The sequence below is a fragment of the Frankia sp. AvcI1 genome (genome assembly GCF_001420875.1).
Lineage (GTDB): Bacteria > Actinomycetota > Actinomycetes > Frankiales > Frankiaceae > Frankia > Frankia alni.
Genome location: NZ_LJFZ01000027.1, coordinates 57443 through 77689 on the forward strand (window position 1 = coordinate 57443; position 20247 = coordinate 77689).

At 73.4% G+C, this 20247-nt stretch carries 9 protein-coding genes, 20 pseudogenes and 2 riboswitches; of the genes and pseudogenes, 3 read left to right on the forward strand and 26 right to left on the reverse strand.

The genetic code is table 11. The features are described from left to right. Positions 1-673: 673 nt before the first annotated feature. The 17 genes and pseudogenes from UK94_RS63580 to UK94_RS63665 all read right to left on the reverse strand — a co-directional run. On the reverse strand, positions 674-979 hold a 306-nt coding region (locus tag UK94_RS63580; protein ID WP_235489489.1), incomplete at its 5' end, for a hypothetical protein. A 1-nt stretch (position 980) separates the two neighbouring features. After that, positions 981-1102, reverse strand: a pseudogene (locus UK94_RS63585) (hypothetical protein); the annotation flags it as partial. 58 nt (positions 1103-1160) lie between these two features. Beyond that, positions 1161-1298, reverse strand: a pseudogene (locus UK94_RS63600) (hypothetical protein); the annotation flags it as partial. 1 nt (position 1299) lies between these two features. Further along, a pseudogene (locus tag UK94_RS63605) lies at positions 1300-2555 on the reverse strand (aminotransferase class V-fold PLP-dependent enzyme); the annotation flags it as partial. A gap of 1 nt (position 2556) precedes the next feature. Then, positions 2557-3421, reverse strand: a pseudogene (locus tag UK94_RS63610) (glycine dehydrogenase (aminomethyl-transferring)); the annotation flags it as partial. A gap of 1 nt (position 3422) precedes the next feature. Then, positions 3423-3787: pseudogene (locus tag UK94_RS63615) on the reverse strand (glycine dehydrogenase (aminomethyl-transferring)); the annotation flags it as partial. Beyond that, positions 3774-3901, reverse strand: a riboswitch (glycine riboswitch). It overlaps the preceding pseudogene by 14 nt. Beyond that, positions 3902-3997, reverse strand: a riboswitch (glycine riboswitch). It abuts the riboswitch before it with no gap. Between the two features lie 192 nt (positions 3998-4189). Then, positions 4190-4432, reverse strand: a pseudogene (locus UK94_RS63620) (PIG-L family deacetylase); the annotation flags it as partial. Position 4433: 1 nt separating this feature from the next. Beyond that, positions 4434-4559: pseudogene (locus UK94_RS63625) on the reverse strand (PIG-L family deacetylase); the annotation flags it as partial. A 1-nt stretch (position 4560) separates the two neighbouring features. After that, positions 4561-4690, reverse strand: a pseudogene (locus UK94_RS63630) (PIG-L family deacetylase); the annotation flags it as partial. Between the two features lies 1 nt (position 4691). Beyond that, a pseudogene (locus UK94_RS63635) lies at positions 4692-4828 on the reverse strand (PIG-L family deacetylase); the annotation flags it as partial. Positions 4829-5116: 288 nt separating this feature from the next. Further along, the gene (locus tag UK94_RS23780) at positions 5117-5299 is read right to left on the reverse strand and encodes a hypothetical protein (protein WP_041939897.1); all 183 of its coding nucleotides are present in this window, start codon (positions 5297-5299) and stop codon (positions 5117-5119) included. A gap of 379 nt (positions 5300-5678) precedes the next feature. Further along, positions 5679-6419 (reverse strand): annotated as a pseudogene (locus UK94_RS63640) (transglutaminase domain-containing protein); the annotation flags it as partial. Between the two features lies 1 nt (position 6420). After that, positions 6421-6767, reverse strand: a pseudogene (locus UK94_RS63645) (transglutaminase-like domain-containing protein); the annotation flags it as partial. 1649 nt (positions 6768-8416) lie between these two features. Then, positions 8417-9172: pseudogene (locus tag UK94_RS63650) on the reverse strand (DUF58 domain-containing protein); the annotation flags it as partial. A gap of 1424 nt (positions 9173-10596) precedes the next feature. Beyond that, positions 10597-10767: pseudogene (locus UK94_RS63655) on the reverse strand (ATPase); the annotation flags it as partial. Between the two features lies 1 nt (position 10768). Further along, positions 10769-11009: pseudogene (locus UK94_RS63660) on the reverse strand (ATPase); the annotation flags it as partial. Between the two features lies 1 nt (position 11010). Further along, positions 11011-11601 (reverse strand): annotated as a pseudogene (locus UK94_RS63665) (AAA family ATPase); the annotation flags it as partial. A gap of 797 nt (positions 11602-12398) precedes the next feature. On the opposite strand from UK94_RS63665, the gene UK94_RS23800 reads away from it, so the two are divergent. Continuing rightward, positions 12399-13448 (forward strand): hypothetical protein (locus UK94_RS23800; protein WP_235489491.1); only part of this gene is annotated, 1050 nt, incomplete at its 3' end. Between the two features lie 610 nt (positions 13449-14058). Here UK94_RS23800 and UK94_RS23805 read toward each other — a convergent pair. Next, positions 14059-14826 carry a HesA/MoeB/ThiF family protein gene (locus tag UK94_RS23805; RefSeq protein WP_011607487.1) on the reverse strand — a complete coding sequence of 256 codons (768 nt, stop codon included), beginning with the start codon at positions 14824-14826 and terminating at the stop codon, positions 14059-14061. A gap of 156 nt (positions 14827-14982) precedes the next feature. Here UK94_RS23805 and UK94_RS23810 point away from each other — a divergent pair, with 156 nt between their 5' ends. After that, positions 14983-15666, forward strand: a complete 684-nt coding sequence (locus UK94_RS23810; RefSeq protein ID WP_055751588.1) for a TetR/AcrR family transcriptional regulator — start codon at positions 14983-14985, stop codon at positions 15664-15666. Between the two features lie 14 nt (positions 15667-15680). Here the strand turns inward: UK94_RS23810 and UK94_RS23815 are convergent, their stop codons facing one another. The 8 genes and pseudogenes from UK94_RS23815 to UK94_RS63680 form a co-directional block, all read right to left on the reverse strand. Further along, entirely contained in the window at positions 15681-16790 is a 1110-nt protein-coding gene (locus UK94_RS23815) for a zinc-dependent alcohol dehydrogenase (protein WP_313949582.1), read from the reverse strand. A 112-nt stretch (positions 16791-16902) separates the two neighbouring features. Beyond that, positions 16903-17025: pseudogene (locus UK94_RS74870) on the reverse strand (cyclase); the annotation flags it as partial. 1 nt (position 17026) lies between these two features. Further along, positions 17027-17876: pseudogene (locus tag UK94_RS23820) on the reverse strand (SRPBCC family protein); the annotation flags it as partial. 75 nt (positions 17877-17951) lie between these two features. After that, the coding region (locus UK94_RS63670) for a UBP-type zinc finger domain-containing protein (protein ID WP_235489534.1) at positions 17952-18098 on the reverse strand (147 nt) is incomplete at its 5' end. A 1-nt stretch (position 18099) separates the two neighbouring features. Beyond that, positions 18100-18218, reverse strand: a pseudogene (locus UK94_RS74875) (hypothetical protein); the annotation flags it as partial. A gap of 249 nt (positions 18219-18467) precedes the next feature. After that, a partial coding sequence (locus UK94_RS63675; protein ID WP_235489538.1) for a TOBE domain-containing protein occupies positions 18468-18609 on the reverse strand: 142 nt, incomplete at its 5' end. A gap of 1 nt (position 18610) precedes the next feature. Further along, positions 18611-18653 (reverse strand): annotated as a pseudogene (locus UK94_RS74880) (hypothetical protein); the annotation flags it as partial. Between the two features lies 1 nt (position 18654). Next, a pseudogene (locus UK94_RS63680) lies at positions 18655-18890 on the reverse strand (TOBE domain-containing protein); the annotation flags it as partial. Between the two features lie 555 nt (positions 18891-19445). Between UK94_RS63680 and UK94_RS23835 the strand changes: the two are divergent. Further along, complete coding sequence (locus tag UK94_RS23835; protein ID WP_055751593.1) at positions 19446-20225, forward strand: SDR family oxidoreductase; 780 nt, start codon at positions 19446-19448, stop codon at positions 20223-20225. Positions 20226-20247 lie beyond the last annotated feature (22 nt).

The following is a 20247-nucleotide window of genomic DNA, read 5'->3' on the forward strand; positions in this document are numbered from 1 at the left end:
AACGCCGGACCGAGGCCCAAATCGACCGCCTTCCGGCGGAGCTGAGCAAGCTGCTTTTCCACCCGAGGATCCATCCGCACAACCTCCCGTTGCCCCATCGGTGATCTGCCGGAGTGGCTTAACCCCACGTTCCACCACAGCATCTGGCCACCCACTATTAGGGGGACGCGATCAACGGTCAATAGCGGTGGTACCACCTCGCCGCCATCACGCGCGGCACGGCCGGCAGAATTCTGCCGCAACGGCAGACTTGCACGACCGGACCCTGACGCCCGGGAAGAGTGGCCGGACCTCCCCGCGCACCGCGATCCGGCGGTCGCCGAGGCCACGCATTGCGTTGGAGCAGACGTAATCCGCACACGTTCTCACGGAAAGAAGCAAGGACATCACCCGCAGAGTTCCATCCCTGCGAGGAGTGGTCCTCCGGCGACGTTCGGATGTCGGCGTCCCCTGCGGTCGCCGTACCTGACCGGGCGGNGTCGCCGGCATTCCGCCGCGCCGGGACCCGACGACACCGGCCGGCCGACCGGACGCTCACCATGCCGGGAAGGTCGGGGTCGCGGCCAGGTCACGATGAGGACACGGCCGCGAAACCCCACGATCGCAGCCCCCGCACCCGAGATCGGGACCTCGCCCGGGGAGGAGCACGTCCTCCGGTCGGGGGCCCGCCCCGTCAGCCGGCGGCGACGAGAACGGGGCCGTCCTCGGACCGCGCGGCGAAGGACTCGACCGGCGGGCAGGTGCAGACCAGGTTGCGATCGCCGTAGGCGCCGTCGATGCGGCGCACCGGCGGCCAGTACTTCGCGGTCCGCAGGGCGGCTACGGGGTAGGCCGCAACGGACCGCGGATAAGGATGCGGCCATTCGTCGGCGGTGACCATCTGGGCGGTGTGCGGGGCGTTGCGCAGTGGGTTGTCCGTGCGCGGCCAGGTTCCGTCACCGACCTTGTCCGCCTCCGCGCGAATCGCAATCATGGCAGCNCAGAAACGGTCGATCTCCGCCAGGTCCTCGCTTTCGGTCGGTTCGACCATCAGGGTGCCGGCCACGGGGAAGGACATGGTTGGCGCGTGGAAACCGTAGTCGATGAGCCGCTTGGCCACGTCNTCCACCGTGACACCGGTCCGCTTCGTCAGCGGCCNCAGGTCGAGAATGCATTCGTGNGCAACCAGTCCGTCCCGTCCGGCGTAGAGCACCGGATAGTGCGGCCGGAGCCGGTGGGCGATGTAGTTGGCATTCAGCACGGCGACCGAGGTGGCCTGTCGCAGCCCGTCCGCCCCCATCATCTGGATGTACGCCCAGNGAATCATCAGAATTCCGGCGGAGCCCCAGGGCGACCCCGAGATGGGCCCCACACCACTCGCCGGCCCTGCCTCGGCCCGCAGCGGGTGGTTCGGCAGGTAGGGCAGCAGCTTCTCGCCGACCGCCACCGGCCCGACCCCCGGGCCGCCGCCGCCGTGCGGGATGCAGAACGTCTTGTGCAGGTTGAGGTGGCTGACGTCGGCACCGAACTGGCCCGGCTTCGCGAGCCCGACGAGCGCGTTGAGATTCGCCCCGTCGACGTAGACCAGCCCGCCGGCCTCGTGAACGATCGCGCACGCCTGCCCGATGCCCTCCTCGTAGACGCCGTGCGTCGACGGATAGGTCACCATCAGCGCGGCGAGAACGTCGGCGTTCGCCCGCGCGCGGCGCGCCAGATCGTCGAGATCGACATTCCCGTCGTCGTCACAGGCGACCACGACGACGCGCATTCCGGCCATGGCGGCGCTCGCCGCGTTCGTCCCGTGCGCGGAGGAGGGAATGAGACAGACGTCGCGGGCCGGTGCCCCGGGCAGCGCATTGTCGCGGTGATAGGCACGGATCGCGAGCAGACCGGCAAGCTCACCCTGGCTGCCGGCATTCGGCTGCACCGACACGCCCGCGTAGCCGGTGATCCGGGCCAGCCAGTCCTCCAGATCGCGGATCATCGTCAGGTATCCGCCGGCCTGGTCGAGGGGCGCGAACGGGTGTATGTCGGCGAACTCCGGCCAGGTGACGGCGGCCATCTCGGTGGTCGCGTTCAGCTTCATCGTGCAGGACCCCAGTGGGATCATGCCCCGGTCCAGGGCCAGGTCGAGGTCGGACAGCCGGCGCAGGTAGCGCAGCATCGCCGTCTCGGAGCGGTGCTCGTGGAAGACCGGGTGCTCGAGGTAGGCGTCGGTGCGCACCAGCTCGCGCGGCAGCGCCGACGCCGCCGCGGGGGTCGCCGGGGTCGCCGGGGTCGCGGGGGCCGGCACCTCGGCCGATGCCGCCGCGGGCACCCCGAACGCCGCCCAGACGGCGCGCAGATCCGCCTCCACGGTCGTCTCGTTGCAGGAGACCCCGACGTGGTCGCCGTCGACGAGCCGCAGGTTGACGCCGTGTGCCAGCGCCTCGGCCACCACCTCGGCGGCCCGGCCCGGCACCGCCGCGACGACGGTGTCGAAGAAGGTGTCGGCGCCGAGGGGTATCCCGCCGGCCCGCAGCCCCTCGGCGAGCCGGACCGCGAGGCCGTGGATGCGCTGGGCGATCCCGGCCAGTNCCTGCGGGCCGTGGTAGACGGCGTACATCGAGGCGAGCACGGCAGGCAGCACCTGGGCGGTGCAGATGTTGCTCGTCGCCTTCTCCCGCCGAATGTGCTGCTCACGGGTCTGCAGGGTGAGTCGGTACGCGGGCGCGCCGTCCGCGTCGACCGACACCCCGACCAGCCGTCCGGGCAGGGACCGCTCCAGACCCTTGCGGACGGCCAGGTAGCCGGCGTGCGGCCCGCCGAACGACAGCGGCAGCCCGAAACGCTGGGTGCTGCCGACGGCGATGTCGGCGCCGAGCTCGCCGGGCGAGCGCAGCAGCGTCAGTGCCAGCGGGTCGGCCGCGACCGTGACGACGATCCCCCGCGCACGTGCCTCGGCGATGACCGACCGCGGATCGCGCAGCGCCCCACCCGGTCCCGGGTAGGACAGCAGTAGCCCGAACGCCGAGTCCAGCACCTGCGCGGGCACCCCGGCGTCCGGGGCCGCGGGGTCGCCCGCCGCCAGGCCCCGGGACAGGTCGGCGACGTGGACGGTCACGCCCAGCGCCTCCGCCCGGGTCGCCACGACCGCGATCGTCTGGGGCAGCGTGTCCGCGTCGATGAGGAACGTCGCGCGGGACCCCTTGGCCGTGCGCAGCGCGATCTGCATCGCCTCGGCGGCCGCGGTCGGCTCGTCGAGCAGGGACGCTCCGGCGACCGCCAGACCCGTCAGATCGGTGATCACCGTCTGGAAGTTCAGCAGCGCCTCCAGCCGACCCTGGGAGATCTCCGGCTGATACGGCGTGTATGCCGTGTACCAGGCGGGGTTCTCCAGGACGTTGCGCTGGATGACGCCGGGCAGCACCGCGGGATGGAAACCCAGGCCGATCATCGACGGNACGGGGTGGTTGTCGCGTCCGAGCGCGCGCAGAGCCGCCAGAACCGCCGTCTCGTCGAGCGCCGCGGGCAACTCGAGGCTGCGGTCGCGGATGACGGCCGGGACCGCGGCGTCGGTCAGCGCCCGCAGCGACGCCACCCCGAGCGCGGCGAGCATGGACCGCTGGGCCGCGGCGTCCGGCCCGATGTGACGGTCGGCGAACCGGGGATGGGCCACGGCCACGGCCGCCGAAGCGGTGACGTCGCTGGTGGCGGCCGCTACGGAGGCGTCCTCGTGATCGGTGCCGTGAAGCATGATGAGCGCTCCGGAGGTCGGGCGACGACGACAACGAGAGTCGACGCCGCGGCGGGCCTCCCCCTCTGTCATTGGCCTGAGAGCTTCACCGGCCGCCGCCGCCATGGGTCCGAGCCGAGGACCCGCGGACGACGGCCGCGGCTTTCACCGTCGGCGGGACATCGGGATGTCCACTTTCCAGAGTTGCCTGACCCGGCGGTTGGGGGCCTGAGAGTTTATGGGGAGAGCTTGCTCCTTCGGCGTCCCGGCAGTCGCGGCCGGGACTCTCCCGCGCGGGTGTGAGCGGCAGCAGTATGCAGTTCGTTGCCCCGCAGACTAGCTGCGATCGCGATCCCTCGCCAACGATGGTCCGATCGGGGGCTGCGCTCGACGACGCACCCACGCCGCCCCGCTCCGGCGGCAAGCTCACGGCGGNAAGCTCACGGCGGCAAGCTGAGGGCTACGTGCTCAGGGCGACGTGCTCAGGACGGCGGACTAGACGAAGAGCGTCTCGTAGGGGCGCAGCAGCCGGGCCAGCGTAGGCGCCCCGAGGACCGCCGAGTCCGCCGGATCGTCGGACAGCGCAGCGATCTGGGTGGTGTAACAGTCGACCGCGCGCCGCTTGGCCTCCTGCAACGGGCGGGGCAGGGGCACCGTTCGAGCCCTCGCCCATGGCACCCTGGGGTCAGCTGGAACCGCCCAGTGCCAGGTCCAGACGGGGTATTCCAGCAGCCGCGCNCCGGCTCGTCCCGCCGCCAGCACCGCCGCGCGCCCCGTGGCCTCATGGTCCGGATGGCGGTCCCCGGTGTATGTGGTCAGCACCCAGCAGCCGGGGGTGAGCAGCGGTTCCACCTGATCGGCGAGCNCCGCCTCGTGCCCGGCGACCTGTCCGTCCCCTAGCCCGATCCGGTGCACCGGCACCTCCGCGAGCCCCAGCGCGGCCAACGCGGCGTGCTGCTCGGCCACCCGCCGCCGGGCCAGTTCGGCCGGGGCCAGNGTGGGCGACCCGGGATGAGATGCGTCGCCGTCGGTGACCGCGACGACGGTGATCGCAGCGCCGAGGGCGTGCAGGCGGACAAGTAGCCCGCCCACGCCCAGAACCTCATCGTCCGGATGGGGGGCCACGACGACCACTGCTGGCGGCGCGGGGGTGAGATCCAGCTCCGACCAACCCGGCTGCCAGGCCCNCCAGGCCGATTCGGGGGTGCCGTCGTCGGTGAAGGGCCGGCCCGCCTCGGCGGTGTCTTCGTGCATCGCTCATCCATACGCCGAACCACCGGCGCTCCGCACGGACATCGGGCCGGGGACCGGCCGTGATGCTCGTCCCGGGCCCCCCGCGACGCGGGACCGGCTCCCGGCGGACGCCTCGGCCTCCCTCGGCGCCGTGGCCGCCACCGGGTGCTGCCAACGCCCCCAACGCCCTCAGTGCTGCAGCGCCTCGCACTTGGCTGCCTCGGTGTCCGTCAGCGCGCCGTCCTTCTCCCGGCGGAAGACGGCCTCGGCCATCCGGTCCGACGAGGTCTGACTTGCGACCTGCCTGGCCATCTCATCGTTGGAGGTGCCCTCGCCGGCGGGCCTCGTGCGTCCCTTCATCGTCTGAGCCATGGCCTGCCTCCTCCTGTCCCGGCCGCGACCGGCATGGCCCGATCGGCCATGATTGATGCCGCGCACCCGCCCGAGTGGGCCCCCCGCACGCGGCGGTGTACGGCGCCCGAGCGGGCCCGGTCCCCGCACGGCCCGCCCCGCAAGCCGCCCCGTGTCGGACTACCCGCCCGCGACCGGCCGGAACCGCCGTGGACCGGTTCACGCGGCGCGGACCGGAGGCCGGCGAACTCGACGAACGGGTGGACACCCGGTGGGTGGGGGCGGGGCGCCGGCCCGTTCCGGGTGCCGACCCGCGCGGGCTACCAATGACGGGCGATCGGTGCTCGGCACCGGCCCGATCGCCCTGCGGCGAAGGCGCACCTGGACCCGGTGCGGGGGTTCAGCGGCGGCGATCGGCCGTGGAGACCCGGGCATCGGGTCCGCCTGTCCCCGCCGGTCGGTGGGCGGCCCGATGGGGCGTCGGCGCCGTCCGGCGCAGCCTGCGCAGTTCGGTGCGGACCGTTCGGGGCGAGATCCGCCTGCCGAGTCGGCGACGGCGTGGGACGGCGCGACGGACCGCCTGCTCGAGGCCGTCGACCAGGCGCCACGCCTCATCCGCAGCGCGCCGGCCGGGACCCTCGTCCCAGCGGCCGATGGTGCCGTCGTCGAACAGTGCGAGCGTGGCGAGGTCGGCCAGCCCACGCAGCGCGGTCAGTCCGGCGTCGTCGACCAGGCCCGCCGCGAGAGCCACCACCTCGCTGGGGCTGGCCGCCTGCGGCATCGCCCGGTCGGAATCGGCGAACATCTCGATGGCTCGCTGCCAGGCGACGACGATCCGCGCCCTGCTCCCCTTCGCGGCGCGCCGCGCCCGCCGGTGCCGCGCGATCGGCAGCGCCCAGCCGAGCAGGAGACAGCCGAGCACGGCGGTGACGCCGACGGCCGTCACCGACGGGAGGACAAGTCCCACCCAGCCGGGCGAGGGCGATCGCCGGTCGGTGGAACGCGACGGGGCCTGCCCGGGCGGGGTGGCCTCCGCCCGACCGGGCGGTACGGGGACGGTGGTCCGCAGCACCTCCTCCACGAGTGAGGTCTGCGCGGAGGACTCGCCCTGGGTGGACCCGGCCACCGTCGCACCGCGTTCNTCCCCCGCGCGGGGGGTCGGGAAGAACGGCAACCAGCCGGCGCCGTCGAAGTTGACCTCCGCCCAGGCCAGGGCGTCGGCGCCCCGGATCGTGCGGGTCGCCCCGGCGGAGTCGGCGGCCGTGAATCCCACGACGAGGCGGGTGGGCAGGCCCAGCAGCCTCGCCGCGAGGACGAACGTCGTGGCGAACTGTTCGGAGGTGCCGCGTCGGGTCTGGCCGAGGAAGTGGTCGATGTGGGCGAGCGAATGCCCGGCGGGCACGGTGGGATCGAAGCTGAAGCTCGCCATCAGGTACTGGCGCAGCAGGGCGGCCCGCTGGTAGGGCGTCGCGCCGCCGCCGGTGGCGACNGAGGCCAGTTCCCGCAGCACCGGGGGGACCCCTTCGGGCACCGCGAGGTAGGGGGCGTTGGACGGCGTCGCGGAGACGGTGAGGGCGAGCAGCCCGTCGGCGGTCATGGTGGTCGGCGGGGTGGAGACCAGGCGCAGCCGGTTGCCGGGGCGCAGTGGCGTGGTACGCACGAGTGTGCCGTCGTCCGGATCGACCGCGAACCGGCCTGCCGGCCCCTCGGGAGCCGCCGCGGAGCGCAGGCTGCTCGGGGAAGGCGGCGTGCCTGCGGTGATCGAGGCGGGCGATGTCGGCGAGGCGGGCGATGTCGGCGAGGCGGGCGATGTCGGCGAGGCGGGCGACACCGTGCCGGCGGCGGAGACCATGGCGAACCGGCCGAGCCGAGCCAGGGCGGGTACAAGATCCCCACCGAGGTCGACGACGGTCAGATCCTGGGTGACCGGTGTGGACGGCTGACCACCGCTCTGGCCCGCGGCCCGTCCCGCCCGCCCCCATACGCCCGCCCCGCCGATGATCGCCCGTCCCGCGGGCAGGTAACGGCCGCTCGTGGACCAGGTGGCGCCGTCATAGGAGTCGAGGACGGCGAGCCGGAGCGCGACCGGCCCCGACGGCTGCGGGGACAGCCCCACCCGGAACAGGACCTGGTCGGGATGGGTGGTCCACCCGGCGAGCCGGCTCAGAGGGTTGAGGGCGGCAAGCGGTGCCGGCGCGGTCGTGCGGTGGTCGCGAGGGTCGACGGGCGATCGCCCATCCGGCCCGATCGGACCATGGGCGAGGGCGAGACCGGCGCCTACGACGAGGGCCACGGCGACGATGGACCGCGCCGCGAGGCGGAGCGCCGCCCAGCCTCGCGGGGTTGCCACGGGCAGCAGACCTGGCCCGGATCGGGGGGACACCGAGGCCCCGCCCGGGCCGCCGCCCGGCCCGGCGGGGCCGGGGGCGGCGACCGCGAATTCTCCCGGTGACCGGGACAGGACGCTCCCGCGTACCCGGACGAGGACCGCGGCCGCCGCGGCGAACGCGGCGGCGAGCGGCGCGTCGGATCCCGGCACGGGGGCGGCGTAGGCAACCGCGACCGCCAGGACCAGGGCAGCGGGCAGGGCGGGCAGGAGCCGAGCCCGGGTACGGATGACGAGTTCCGCGCCGATGGCGGCGGCCAGCCAGGTCAGTGNCGCCGGAACGAGCAGGAGGGCCCCGTCGGGCGGCACCGGGACGGCCGCGTCCAGCAGGCGCGCCCATCCGTCCAGGACGCCCGAACGGACCAGGGACAACCGCGCCCAGAACCCACCCGCGCCGGCCGCCACCGTGAAGCTGGCCCAGGCCAGGAACCCCCCGACCCAGGTCACGACCGTCCCGACAAGGGGCACCGGCCGGCGCCGCAGGCCCANCACCGCTGTTGTGATCACGGGCACGACCGCGGCGACAGGAATGATCACCTGTAGATCGGGGAGACGGAAAATCCGGCGGAAGCCGAAACCGGCCAGGATCGCGAGTCCCGCCACCACCGCCAGGGCCACCAGGCGAGGCCGCACCGGCACCTCCGGACGGGCGGGAAGGTCGACCCCGACCACATGCCCCCCGCTCGCGCCGGCCGCCGAGCGCACGGCCCCGCCGGGCGGTGCACCGAGCTGCGTCATGGCCGGGCCGTCCNGGGGGAGCCCCGTGGCCATCGCCAGTGCCGTTCGCCGGTCGGCCAGTACTCGCCGAGCGCCTCGGCATCGGCAACGTCGATCACCGTCAGCCGGCCGGCGGCCCTGGTGGCGGTTCCGTCCAGGTGCGTACCGCCGGTGGGGACGGTGCTGCCGAGCACGCCGATCCCCACCACCCGGCCGGACGACGCGGTCCGCAGGCGGGCCCGGTCGGAGGAGTCGCGCCGATCGATGGCTCGGGCAGCGGCCGGGCTGCGGGGGCCCACCCGGACCAGGACGACGCGCCCGTACGCGTGAGCCACCGGGGCGAGTGCGGCCAGCGCCTGCCGGTCGAATCCGCCGGTGACGAGCACCAGCGTGCCGAGCCCGCCGCGACGCAGCGTTGCGACGACGTCAAGCGAGGCGTTGTCGTCCAGGTGCACACCCGCCAGCTCGTCCATCAGGGCGTCGGCATCCCGCCGGCGGCGCCGGCCAGCCACGCGCAGCCCGGCGGTCGTCACGAGCCGCACCCCGAACGCCTCCTGCGCGCAGGTCATCACCGCGGCGGCGGCGACGTCCACGGCCTCCTCGAACGTCGCGACACCGACCCGACCGGGCGGGTAGGCCGCGGGCCGGTTGTCGAGGACGACGGTGGCCGCCGGCTCGCTGGGATCGACATGGGTGCGGACCATCAGTTCGCCCGCCCGCGCGCTGGACGGCCAGTGCACGAGGCGGAGATCCTCACCGGGCGTGTATCTCCGCAGGGTGTGGATCTCCAACCCGCCGGNCGTGCCCTGCCCGGTCTGCCCGTCCGGGTCGCGCGAGGGCGCGGAAGCNAGCGGTGCCAGCGGCCGGGTCCGCGGTCGGACGTGCAGGGTGTCGGCCGCCGGCAGCCGCTGCCGGCGCAGGGTGAGGCCGAACGGATCCGATCTGATCACCTCCGCGGGGCCCAGCCGGACCACCCCGCGTCGCCTGGTGTCCATGGCGAGCTCGATCGTCCGGCAGCCCGAGCCGGCGAGTCGGGGCACCGGGACGGACACTGCCGCAGCCGGCGTGTCCGTCCCGGTCGGGGGGTACGTATCCGGCGCACCGGCCGCCGCGGCCCGGCCATCCGTGCCGGCGCCGCGGGACGGCGTGGAGCCTGAGCCGTGCAGGACGTCGGCAGCGCGCGTCGGGCGGTCGTCAGGCCCGCCGCCCGTGCGCGGCGCCCCCCGGTGCGCGGCCGGGAGGGTGTGTACGCGGCCGCCCCCTCCGCGGGCGGTGACGGTCGACGCACGCCGGTCCCACCACGTCTCCACCAGGTCAGAGGCGGCCAGCAGCCGCCCCGCACGAGGGGCGCCCGGCCCTGGCGGGTCCGGACGGGCGACGACGGGGCCGTGCGGCAGGTGCAGGGTGAACGGCGGCGAAGGCCACCGCGACATGTTGCGGACCGTCACGGTGAGGGTGGCGGGCTCGCTCCGGATGACTCGTCTGGGCGACACACGGACGGTCACCGACACTCGTGGACGGCGAACGGCCGTGGCGGCCGCGAGGCCCATCGCCGCGGCCCCCGCCCCGCCGAGGACAGCCAGCTCCGCGTAGCGCAGCACCCGCGCGCCCAGCAGCAGGACCGCGACGGTGACGCACACCCCCCAGCCCAGCGGGGTGGCCCTCAGGCGGGCCCGTCCCGGCGTTTCCGCGCCCCCCACGGGTCCGCGATTCGGCGGGCAGCCCTGCTCCGCCCGAGCCCGCCCCGCCTGTGTCGGGCCCGGCGGAGCGGAGGCTGCCCGCTGTCCGACGTCTGCCCGCTCGCCAACGTCCGGCCGGCCTGCGACGTCCGGCCGGCCTGCGACGTCCGCACCGGCCGAGGCGGTCCGTCGGCCCGCCGGGGCGTTTCCTCGGCCCGAAGCGGCCGGCCGCGGTAGTGGCTCCGGGACAGGCGGGCGATGGCGCTCACCGAGCCCGCGCGCGGTCTGCCCGGGGGGTTCGGGCTGATCCGGCACGGACCGGCCCGTCCGGCGCCGCATGGTCCGGACGAGGGAGGCTGACGACGGAGGCTCCGTGGCACGCGGCACCGAGGCGGGCGGCTCCGTGGCACGCGGCACCGAGATGGGCGGCACCGAGGCGGGCAACGGGGTGGTCGTCGTGTCCGCGTCGATGACCCGGAGTAGCCCGCGGTCGGTCCGGTCGTCGCCCGGGCGACGGTCGTCGGGGTGCGACACGATCAGATGCCGACGAGGCGACGCGGTGACGGCACCGTCTGCAGGATCTCGTCGACGACGTCCTCGGCGATGACGCGCCGCAGCTCGGCCTCCGGGCTGAGCACCAGACGATGCGCCAGAACAGGGCCGGCCACCGCCTTGACGTCGTCGGGAGTGGCAAATACCCGGGCGTGNGCGGCGGCCCTGACCTGGACGGCGCGCAGCAACGCGATGCTGCCCCGTGGGCTTGCGCCCAGCCGGACGATGTCGGGGATGGTCCGCGTGGCGGCGACCAGGTCCACCAGGTAACGGCGCAGCGCCGGCGCGACGTGGACGGCGAAGGTCTGGGCCGCTCGGGCCACGACGTCCTCCGCCCGCATCACCGGCCTCAGGTCCTCGATCCGCCGTCCCACCTGCCGGCCTTCGAGGATCTCCANCTCGGCGTCGACCGACGGGTACCCCATCCTCAGCCGCATGAGGAACCGGTCCAGTTGGGCCTCGGGAAGGCTGTACGTCCCGTCCATGTCGATCGGGTTCTGCGTCGCGACGACCATGAACGGGCGGGGCACGGGATAGCCCGTGCCGTCGGCGGTGACCCGCGCCTCCTCCATCACCTCCAGCAGGGCCGACTGCGTCTTCGGCGAGGCCCGGTTGATCTCGTCGCCGATGACGAGGTTGGCGAAGACGGGTCCGGGGCGGAAGCCGAACTCGTTGGCACGCTGGTCGTACACCATCGTCCCGGTGATGTCCGCCGGCAGCAGATCCGGCGTGAACTGGATGCGATGGCAGCCGGCGTTGACCGAGGCCGCGAGGCTTCGGGCCAACGAGGTCTTGCCCAGGCCCGGAACGTCCTCGACGAGCAGGTGCCCCTCGGCGAACAGGCAGATCGTCGCGAGCTCGACGACCTCCCGCTTGCCTCGGATGACCTTCTCGACATTCGCGACGACGTCCTGGAAGGCAGCCGAGAACGCGGCCACGCCGGACTGGTCACCGCGCAGATGGTCGCGGTCGTCGTTCCTGTTCGTCATGCCCTGCCTCCTGGTCCGGTCGGGGCAGGGAACGCTGACCGTCCTCGCCGCGCGGGCTGGCTGCTCATCACCGGGTCGGGCTCCTCCTCGCTGGTGGGGGTGGGCTGGTGCGAGTCGGGAGGCGGACCGTGCCGGACGAGGGGGCGACCGGCCCGGTCCGCCCACGGGCGGTGGGGAGATCCGCCCGGGAACGGTGACTCCGGCGACCGTCGCCGGCACGGAGACGATCCGTTCCGCTGCGGTAGACGACGGGCACCCCCGTTTCGTTGTGCCATAGCCCGAATTAGTTGTTGATCTGATGGCCGGAGGAGCCACACCGACATGCACGCGCCGCACCGGCGTGCCACGTGCTGCGCGAGCCTCTCGAGGCGATGTCACGAAAGGCAGCAATCGCGTCGCAACCTGTCCGGTGGATGCCGCGTCTTACCTATCGAGAGGGATGACCCGCCCGAGTGGTCCATCTCGGGTTAGTCAACATCAGAACATGAATATCAACAGACTNCCGCGCGCCGTTGGGTATGGCGCCTGGGACGCGGTGAGCGCTGTACCCCTCCCACGGCGCTCCCCCNCGGTGTCTGTGTGGGCGGGCGGGGTGGCACGCCCACACAGACACCGACCCGTTACGGGCCGCCTGCACTCCGGCGCCGAGTACCGACGACGCTCGGCGCGGCCGGGCCACCGCAGCCGCGCCGCATCCGCGCGCCGGCCATGATCAGGGAAAGTGAGACCACACCATCTCCGCATTCGGGCGGCGGCTTCGTCGCGTCATCACGGCGGCGGCCGGGGCGGCCCTGTGCGTGGGCGCCGGGCTGGCCGCCGCCGCGCCCGGAACGCCGCCGTTCGCTCTCGACCTCACCACCGGCGGCACCTGGCTGGCGAGCGCGTCGACCGGCATCGTCACGCACCTGCAGAGCACGACCGGGCGGGCCGACGCAGCCGTCACCGTGCCCGGCGCGGTCGGGCATCGGCTCTCCGTCCTGCGCGACGGCCCGGATCTCCTCGTCTGCGACGAGGACGCCGGCCTGCTCCACCTGATCGAGCCGCAACGCCTCGCCCCCGCCCGAACGGCCACGCTGCGTCCCGGCACCACGGTGATCGTGGGAAACAGGGTGATCTACGCCGTCGACGCTGCGAGCGGGCGGGTACGACGCCTGGACGGACGGTTGCTCACCGACGTCGGACCGGTCATCGACCTCGGCGGAACCCTTGGCACCGCCGTCCGGACGCGGGACGAAACGCTGTGGGCGCCCGTTCGCACCAGCGGCTCCGTGGTACCGATCCGCGATGGCGGGGCGTCGGCCCCGATTCGCGTCGCCCGACCGGACCATCAGATCGACATGGTGCTGGCCCAGGATCGCCCGGTGGTCGTCGACGGCACCGCCGGGACGGCTATCCCGCTCACCGGCGCCCGGCCCGGCCGGGCGACGGCACTGCCGGTGACCCTGACCACCGCGTCCGTACCGTCCGATCCGGTGGTGATTGCGGCCGACGCGGCAGAGCGGAGCACGGTCCCGATCCTCGACGCGGTCGCCGGACGGCTCCTGCTCGCCGACGTCCACGACGGCACGGTGACCACGCACGAGCTGCCAGCCGTGCCGGGCGCGGAAGAGGCCCGAGCGGGGGTTGGCGACGACGCGGCCGCCGGCGACACCGTGGCCTCGACCGTGCTCCCCGACATCGATCGACCCGCGGGATCGCTGCCGGGCTCGGCGGTGTCTCCAGGGGACCCCCACAGCGGGGACGAGGGACCGGTGGCTCCGCGCCGGCTCGGCCCACCGGTCGAGCACGACGGGATGATCTACATCCCGGACCAGGATGCTCGGATGGTCTGGGTCTTCGACACGCGCNCCCGCGAATTCNCCCCGCCGGTCGTCGTCCCCGGCTCCACCCCCCGGCCGGCGGCCGCCACNGACGCCGCGCGGATCACCGTGACCGCCGACGGCGAACAGGTGTGGGTGAACGATCCGGCCGGTCCCAACGCCGTGCTCATCGACGGCACGCGGCGGACGACGGTGGCGAAACAGCCAGCGGGCCTGCCGGGTCAGACGGGCACGGCGCCGGCCCGCCCGCTGCCGGCCCCGCCGCCCCGACCGCAGGCCACGCCGGTCGAGCCGCGCCCGGCACCCACGAGCGCCGAGCGGGCGGGGACGGGGACGAGGTCGGAGTCGGGGTCGGGGTCGGGGCTGCAACCGGCCGTCACTCCCAACCCCGGAGCCGGAAACGGGGTCGCCCCGCCGCCTCCGCCGCCGACGACATCGCCCGTCCCTCGCCCCCCGCAGCCCACGGACACCCCGAGCCCGCGGCCGGGCATCACCACCCAACCGGAGCAGACACTCGTCGAGCTTCCGGGCGCCGACGCGACGACACAGCCCCACTCCCCCCGCCGACCCACCTGAACGACCGGGCCCGGCCGCCGGCTCACCCACGATCAGGCCTCGGCGTCGGGACGGCCCAGCCCTAACGCCCCGCGGCGCCGGCGGACCGGGAGGCGCGAGGCGTGCGCTGCCGGGAGCCGCAGTCCGCGCATGCGGGATCGCGCGCGACCGACAGCGAGCGGACGTCCAGATCCCACAGATCGGCGACGAGCATCCGGCCGATGGACGGCTCACCGAACCCGGAGACCAGCTTGATGACCTCCATCGCCGCGAGGCACCCCACCGTCGCAGCGACCGCTCCGAAGACGGGGAACCCCAGGGGGTCCCAGTCGGGGTCGCCCTCGGCGAACACGCACCGCAGGCATGCGCTGTCCCCGGCGACGGTGAGCAACTGGATCTCGGTCGCGTTCATCGCCGCGACGACCAGGGGCACCTCGGCGTCCAGGCACATCCGGTTGAGCTGGAAGCGTTCGGGGAAGTTGTGCCGGGCGTCGATCACGACGTCGGCGGCGGCCACCAGCTCGGGCAGCAGCGGATCGAACAGGTCCCGGTCCCAGGTCTCCACCGCGACCTCCGGGTAGTGGACACCCAGCGTGTCCGCGGCGATCAGGACGCGGGGCTCGCCGATCCGGTCGGGGCGCATCAGGGTCTGGCGGTTCAGGTCGGGCTTCTCCAACGCGCCGGGATGGACCAGCACCAGCCGCCCGATGCCGGCGGCGGCGAGATAGGTGGTGGCGGCGCCGCCCACCCCGCCGATCCCGGCCACGAGCACCGTCGCCCCGCCCAGGCGCTCCTGCTCACCCGGGCCGAAACCGGCCATCAGCTGGCGCGTGAAGCGCTGGGTGTCCATGACCTGCCCTCGTCTGCTGTGGCCGACGCTTTCCAGAAGCTGGCGCTTGTCTCCCGCGCTTGCGGCTTCTCACCCCCACCGGGGACGAATCTGCGGTTCGCCGGCCACACTACCAACGACGCCGGTCGCATCCCGGGCCGCGGTTGGGATGACTGGATGCCTGATCTTGCACCGGCCACCCGCGCGGACGCCCGCCGTAACCGGCAGGCGATTCTGGCGACCGCTCGCCGGGTCTTCGCGGAGCAGGGCGTCCAGGCCTCACTCGACGGGATCGCGCAGCGCGCCAACGTCGGGAACGCCACGCTGTACCGGCATTTCGGCTCGCGCTGCCAGCTCGTCGCCGCCGCCCTGTCCGAGCAGATGGAAAAGTACGCGCAGATGGCGGCCGCGGCGGCGGCGGAACCCGATCCGTGGAATGCCCTGCGTGGCTACCTGACGGCGCTGTGCCGGATGCAGGCGGCGGATCGCGGGCTGGCCGACCTGCTGACCAGCGACACCCTTCCCGACGCCGCGATCGACGCCGCCCGCGACAACGCCCGGCGGGACGTGGTGCGCACCATCCGCCGCGCGCAGCGCGCCGGCGCGCTGCGCGCCGACTTCGCCCCGCAGGACATCCTGATCATCCTGATGGCGAACGCCGGCCTCGTCCACCGCGCCGGCGCGCACGCCCCGGAAAGCTCCGCCCGACTGATCGCCCTGCTGCTCGACGGGCTACAGGCCGCCTCGGCGACACCGGCGGCGCCGCCCCCGTCCGAGTCCGAGCTGCTCACCGTGATGCGCGGCGATGCGCTGGAGGCGGAGCCGCCCGGGGTGCGCGGCGAGGCGGCCGCTGGCGGGTAGCGGCCGCCGTCCCGTCAGGGCGTGAGCACCACCTTCATGCACTCGTCCGCCTTGTCGCGAAACGTCTCGAAGCCGTGGGGCGCGTCGTCGAGCCCGAGCCGATGGGTGATGACGAAACTCGGGTCGATCTCGCCGTTGCGGATCCGGTCGAGCAACGGCCGCAGATACCGCTGCACGTGGCACTGGCCGGACCGCAGGGTCAGCCCGCGGTTCATCAGCGAGCCCATCGGGAACTTGTCGACGAACCCGCCGTACACGCCGATGACCGAGACGATACCGCCGTTGCGGCAGTTGCGCACCGCTTCCCGCAGAGCGAACGGGCGGTCGCTCTCCACCCGGGTGATCTGCTTCGAGCGGTCGTAGGAGTAGGCCGCGTGCGAGGAATGGTGCGCCTCGAGGCCCACGGCGTCGATGCAGGCGTCCGGGCCGCGCCCGCCGGTCAGTTCCAGCAGCGCCTCGCGGACGTCGGTCTCCTCATAGTTGACGGGCTCGGCCCCCGAATTGTCCCGGGCCATTTCCAGCCGGTAGGGGAAGCGGTCGATGACGATCACCCGCTCGGCGCCGAGCAGGAAGGCGCTCGCGACCGCGAACTGGCCGACCGGCCCGGCCCCCCAGACGGCGATGACGTCCCCGGGCGTGATGTCGCAGAACTCCGCCCCCATGTAGCCGGTGGGCAGGATGTCGGAGAGGAACAGCACGCGCTCGTCCGGCAGATCGTCCTCGATCTTGATCGGTCCGACGTCGGCAAACGGCACCCGGGCGTACTCGGCCTGCCCGCCGGGAAATCCGCCGAGCATGTGCGAGTAGCCGAAGATGCCGGCGGGGGCGTGACCGAGAATCTTCTCCGCCAGCGCCGCGTTGGGGTTCGAGTTCTCGCACAGCGAGTAGTCGCCGGCGAGGCAGGTGTTGCACTGTCCGCACGCGATGGGGAACGGCACGACGACCCGGTCGCCGATGCGGAGGGACTCCACGTCGTGGCCGACGTCGACCACCTCGCCCATGAACTCGTGGCCGAGGACGTCCCCCTTCATCATCGTCGGCACGAACCCGCCGTAGAGATGCAGGTCGGAGCCGCAGATGGCGGTCTTGGTGATCCGGACGATCGCGTCATGGCTGTTCAGGATCTGCGGATCGGGGACCTGTCGGACCTCGACATCGCCCCGTCCGAGCCAGCAGTTTGNACGCATGAGTGCAGTCCCTTCGAGTTATGACCGCCCGAGCGGCTGGGCCGGGTGNTGGCGCAGCAGGCGACTGACCGGCCGGGAGCCGGTCGGGCTCCCTTCGGACCGGACGACCTCGCCGGTCTCCATGAGCTGCTTGAAGCGGCGCAGGTCCTCGGCGAGAAGCTGACCGGGGTCCNCCCCGAGCACCTTCGCGAGCGCGACGCCGGCGGCTCCGGCGGGCGGCTGGTACTCCAGGTCGACCTGGACCTCGGTCCCCCGGCCCCCGGGCGCCGGAGCGAAGCGCACCGTGCCGGCGTTGCGGATGTCCGAGTGGCCGACCGACTGCCAGGCGATCAGCTCGCCGGGCCGGTCCGCGACGATCCGGGCATCCCAATTGATCTTCCTCCCGGCCGGTCCCCGGATCTTCCAGTGGGAGGTTCCGTCGTCGGTCCGCACCGAGTCGAGGTGGTACATGAACGTGGGCAACGACTCGAAGTCGTGCCACCGGCGGTAGAGGTCCTGGGGGGCCCGGCGGATGGTGGTGCTCGACCTCGCGTGCACCAGATGGCCCGGCGCCTGGGCGCGGCTGTGGCGGCGGGCGGCGATGACGTCCAGCACGGTGACGCCCACGACCGAGCCCACGGCCAGCAGCGGGCGGGCCAGCCCGGCGCCGGTCACCCGGCGGCGGGCCGCGACGAGCGCCAGGGCCGACAGGTCGAGGAGGTCGCCCGCGACCCGTCCCCACAGCCACCAGCCCGGCTGCTCGCTGCCGAGCACGCCAACCCCGCTGGCGATCTCGCGGCCGCCGAAGATCTGCGTGATGGTCCTGGAGACGGCCGAGTCCTCGGCTCCGACGGCCCGGGCGACCAGGTCGGGCGCCCCGAGCTCGGTCGCGCCGAGGCCGATGCTGAACCAGCCGAGCGCGCCACCGAGGGCGTCCAGGCGGACGGCCCCTCGCGCGCCGCCGCGTTCCCGCTGATCGCCGGGCTGGCGCGCCTGCGGATCGCGGAACTGCTGTTGCGTGCTCTGCGTGCTCTGCGTGCTCATCGCTGATCCCCCGTTTCGACTTCGACCGGCCGCNCCGGCCGGGCGTGGGCATTCGTGATCGGCTCCTGATCCCGGTCAGACGAAGGTTTCGTCGACGTAGCACCAGCGCCAGTGCTCGCCCGGCTCGAAGGAGCGCACGATCGGATGGGCGGTGGCGTGCGCGTGGGCCCGGGCGTGGCGCAGCGGGGAGGAGTCGCAGCAGCCGACGTGGCCGCAGGTCAGNCACAGCCGCAGGTGCACCCAGACGGAGCCGACCCGCAGGCAGTCCTCACAGCCGCGCGCGGTGTGCGGAACAACGGGTCGGACCAGAGCGAGATGGGGATCCACCCCGGTAGTGGTCATGATCGACCCCCGAAGTTTTCTATGGCCTCACCCACGATGCCCTCCCGAGAGTGCGCGGCGTGCGGGTCACGCGAAGGCTGCCCCCGTGGGCCGGAACCAATCGAGGTATGACGCCAGATCCCGGCAGGTCACGGACCCGGCCGGCCCCGCCACCGAGCGGCGCGGGCGGGCGGGCCCGACCGGGGGTGAGACCGCCGCGACCGTGCGCACGGCCGCGGCGGCGCGGGCGTCGGTATCGTGCCGGGCCGGTCAGGCTGCCGCGAGGGCCACTTCCGTCGACTTGATCAGGGCGGTGACGGCGGAGCCCTCGGCGAGGCCGAGATCGGTCGCCGCAGCCAGGGTGATCGCGGAGGTGAGCTCGCCGCCGTTGTCGAGGGCGATGTGCGCGACGNCCATCGCGCCGCCGGTCTCGAGGCCGGAGATCGTGCCACGAAGNTGGTTGCGGATGCTCAGACCGTCCACGCTGCCCGTGGTCAGGGAAACCTCGGTCGACTTGATCAGCACTTCGACGGTGGAACCCGCCGACAGGCCGAGTTCCCTGATCGCATCCACGGTCACCGCGGCCGTCACATTCTGCCCGCCAGACAATGCGATCAGTACCGTACTCATTACCGCACCTTCGGTGATGTCGGTGACGGTTCCGGTCAGTTGGTTACGTATGGTCAGACTCACGGGGTCCGCCTTTCATTGGGCTGCTCAGGACGTCCCTTCAGTTCTACTCGTTCACCTCGGGCGGGTGCCCGCTCCCGTCGCCGTCCTGATTTCCGCACGTACCGAAAAGAGCCGCGAGTGAACGCCGCGGATGCGTCTCGACTTGCGTCCGGAAAGCGTAGGCAAGTGGCCGCACGGATGTGGCCGATCCCACATTTCGGCGCGGGCGTCGATGTCCCGGGACCGCTCGACAGGTTCCTGCCGTCCCCGGCGCATGTCGCCCGAGGCGGGGGATTGCTGGCCGTCAGCTCCGGCCAGAACGGCGCAAAGCGGCTTGAACCGGGCCAGCCGGATGTTCACCCCAAAACGCTCCGGCCACCACCCGCCCGGCGACCGACCGACCGATAGAGTACGGGCAATGACGGCCCGCCCCGATGGTGGGTGTGCGGTTCGGTTCGACAGCCGCCGGGGAGCCGGGCCGAATGCCGTCCCGCCCCGCGGTTGGCGGCGGCCCGTGATTCGGGGATTCGCCGAGGTCCGTGGCCTACTCGCTCATCCGAAACGAGGACGGACGCAATGGCAGACACACCGACGAAAGCGACGGCGATCGTCACCGGAGCGGGACGGGGAATCGGGGCGGCGATCGCCGCCGACCTCGCCCGCCGCGATTACCACGTGGTCGTCAACTACCGGCGCGACGCCGACGCGGCCGCCACCGTGGTCGCGGGCATTCACCGATCCGGAGGCAGCGCGGTCGCGCTGGCGGGTGACGTCACCGATCCGGGCGATGTGGCCTCTATGGTCGCGACCGTGCTCGCCGACCGCGGTCGGATCGACGCGCTGGTGGTCAACGCGAACACCGCCGCCCCGCCCTTCGCGCCGTTGAGCGAGCTGACCTGGGCGGAGTTCGCCGCGAAGATGAACGGCGAGCTCGCCGGGGCCTTCCACATCACCCAGCAGGTGGTGGCGGTCATGCGGGCGCAGGGCGAGGGGCGGGTGGTCTACCTCGGCAGCACCGCCGCCGACTACGTGGGCGCCGGCCGGCTCGCCCACGGCACGGCGAAGGCGGCGTTGGCCACCTTCGCCCGTCACGTCGCCGCCGAAACGGCCCGCGACGGGATCGGCGTCCTGACCGTCGCACCCGGCGCCGTGCGCACCGAGGCCACCGCGGCGGTCCTCGGCGCGGAGCGTGAGAAGGCGCTGGCGGACAACTCGGTGCTGCATCGTGTCCTGGAACCGGCGGACGTCGCCGCCGCCGTCGGGTTGGCTCTCGACCCCGCCCTGCGCCCGGCGACCGGAACGGTCCTGCGCGTCGACGCCGGCTGGTCGGTCCTCGCCGGCGGCCCCACAGCCTGAGGGCCGCCGGCGCGGCCCGGTC

What these genes read in the sequence shown, in the direction of transcription:
- UK94_RS23780 (WP_041939897.1), bottom strand. Translation starts at nt 5,299, where the DNA reads ATGGCTCAGACGATGAAGGGACGCACGAGGCCCGCCGGCGAGGGCACC.
- UK94_RS23810 (WP_055751588.1), top strand. Translation starts at nt 14,983, where the DNA reads ATGCCTGATCTTGCACCGGCCACCCGCGCGGACGCCCGCCGTAACCGG.
- UK94_RS23805 (WP_011607487.1), bottom strand. Translation starts at nt 14,826, where the DNA reads ATGGACACCCAGCGCTTCACGCGCCAGCTGATGGCCGGTTTCGGCCCG.
- UK94_RS23835 (WP_055751593.1), top strand. Translation starts at nt 19,446, where the DNA reads ATGGCAGACACACCGACGAAAGCGACGGCGATCGTCACCGGAGCGGGA.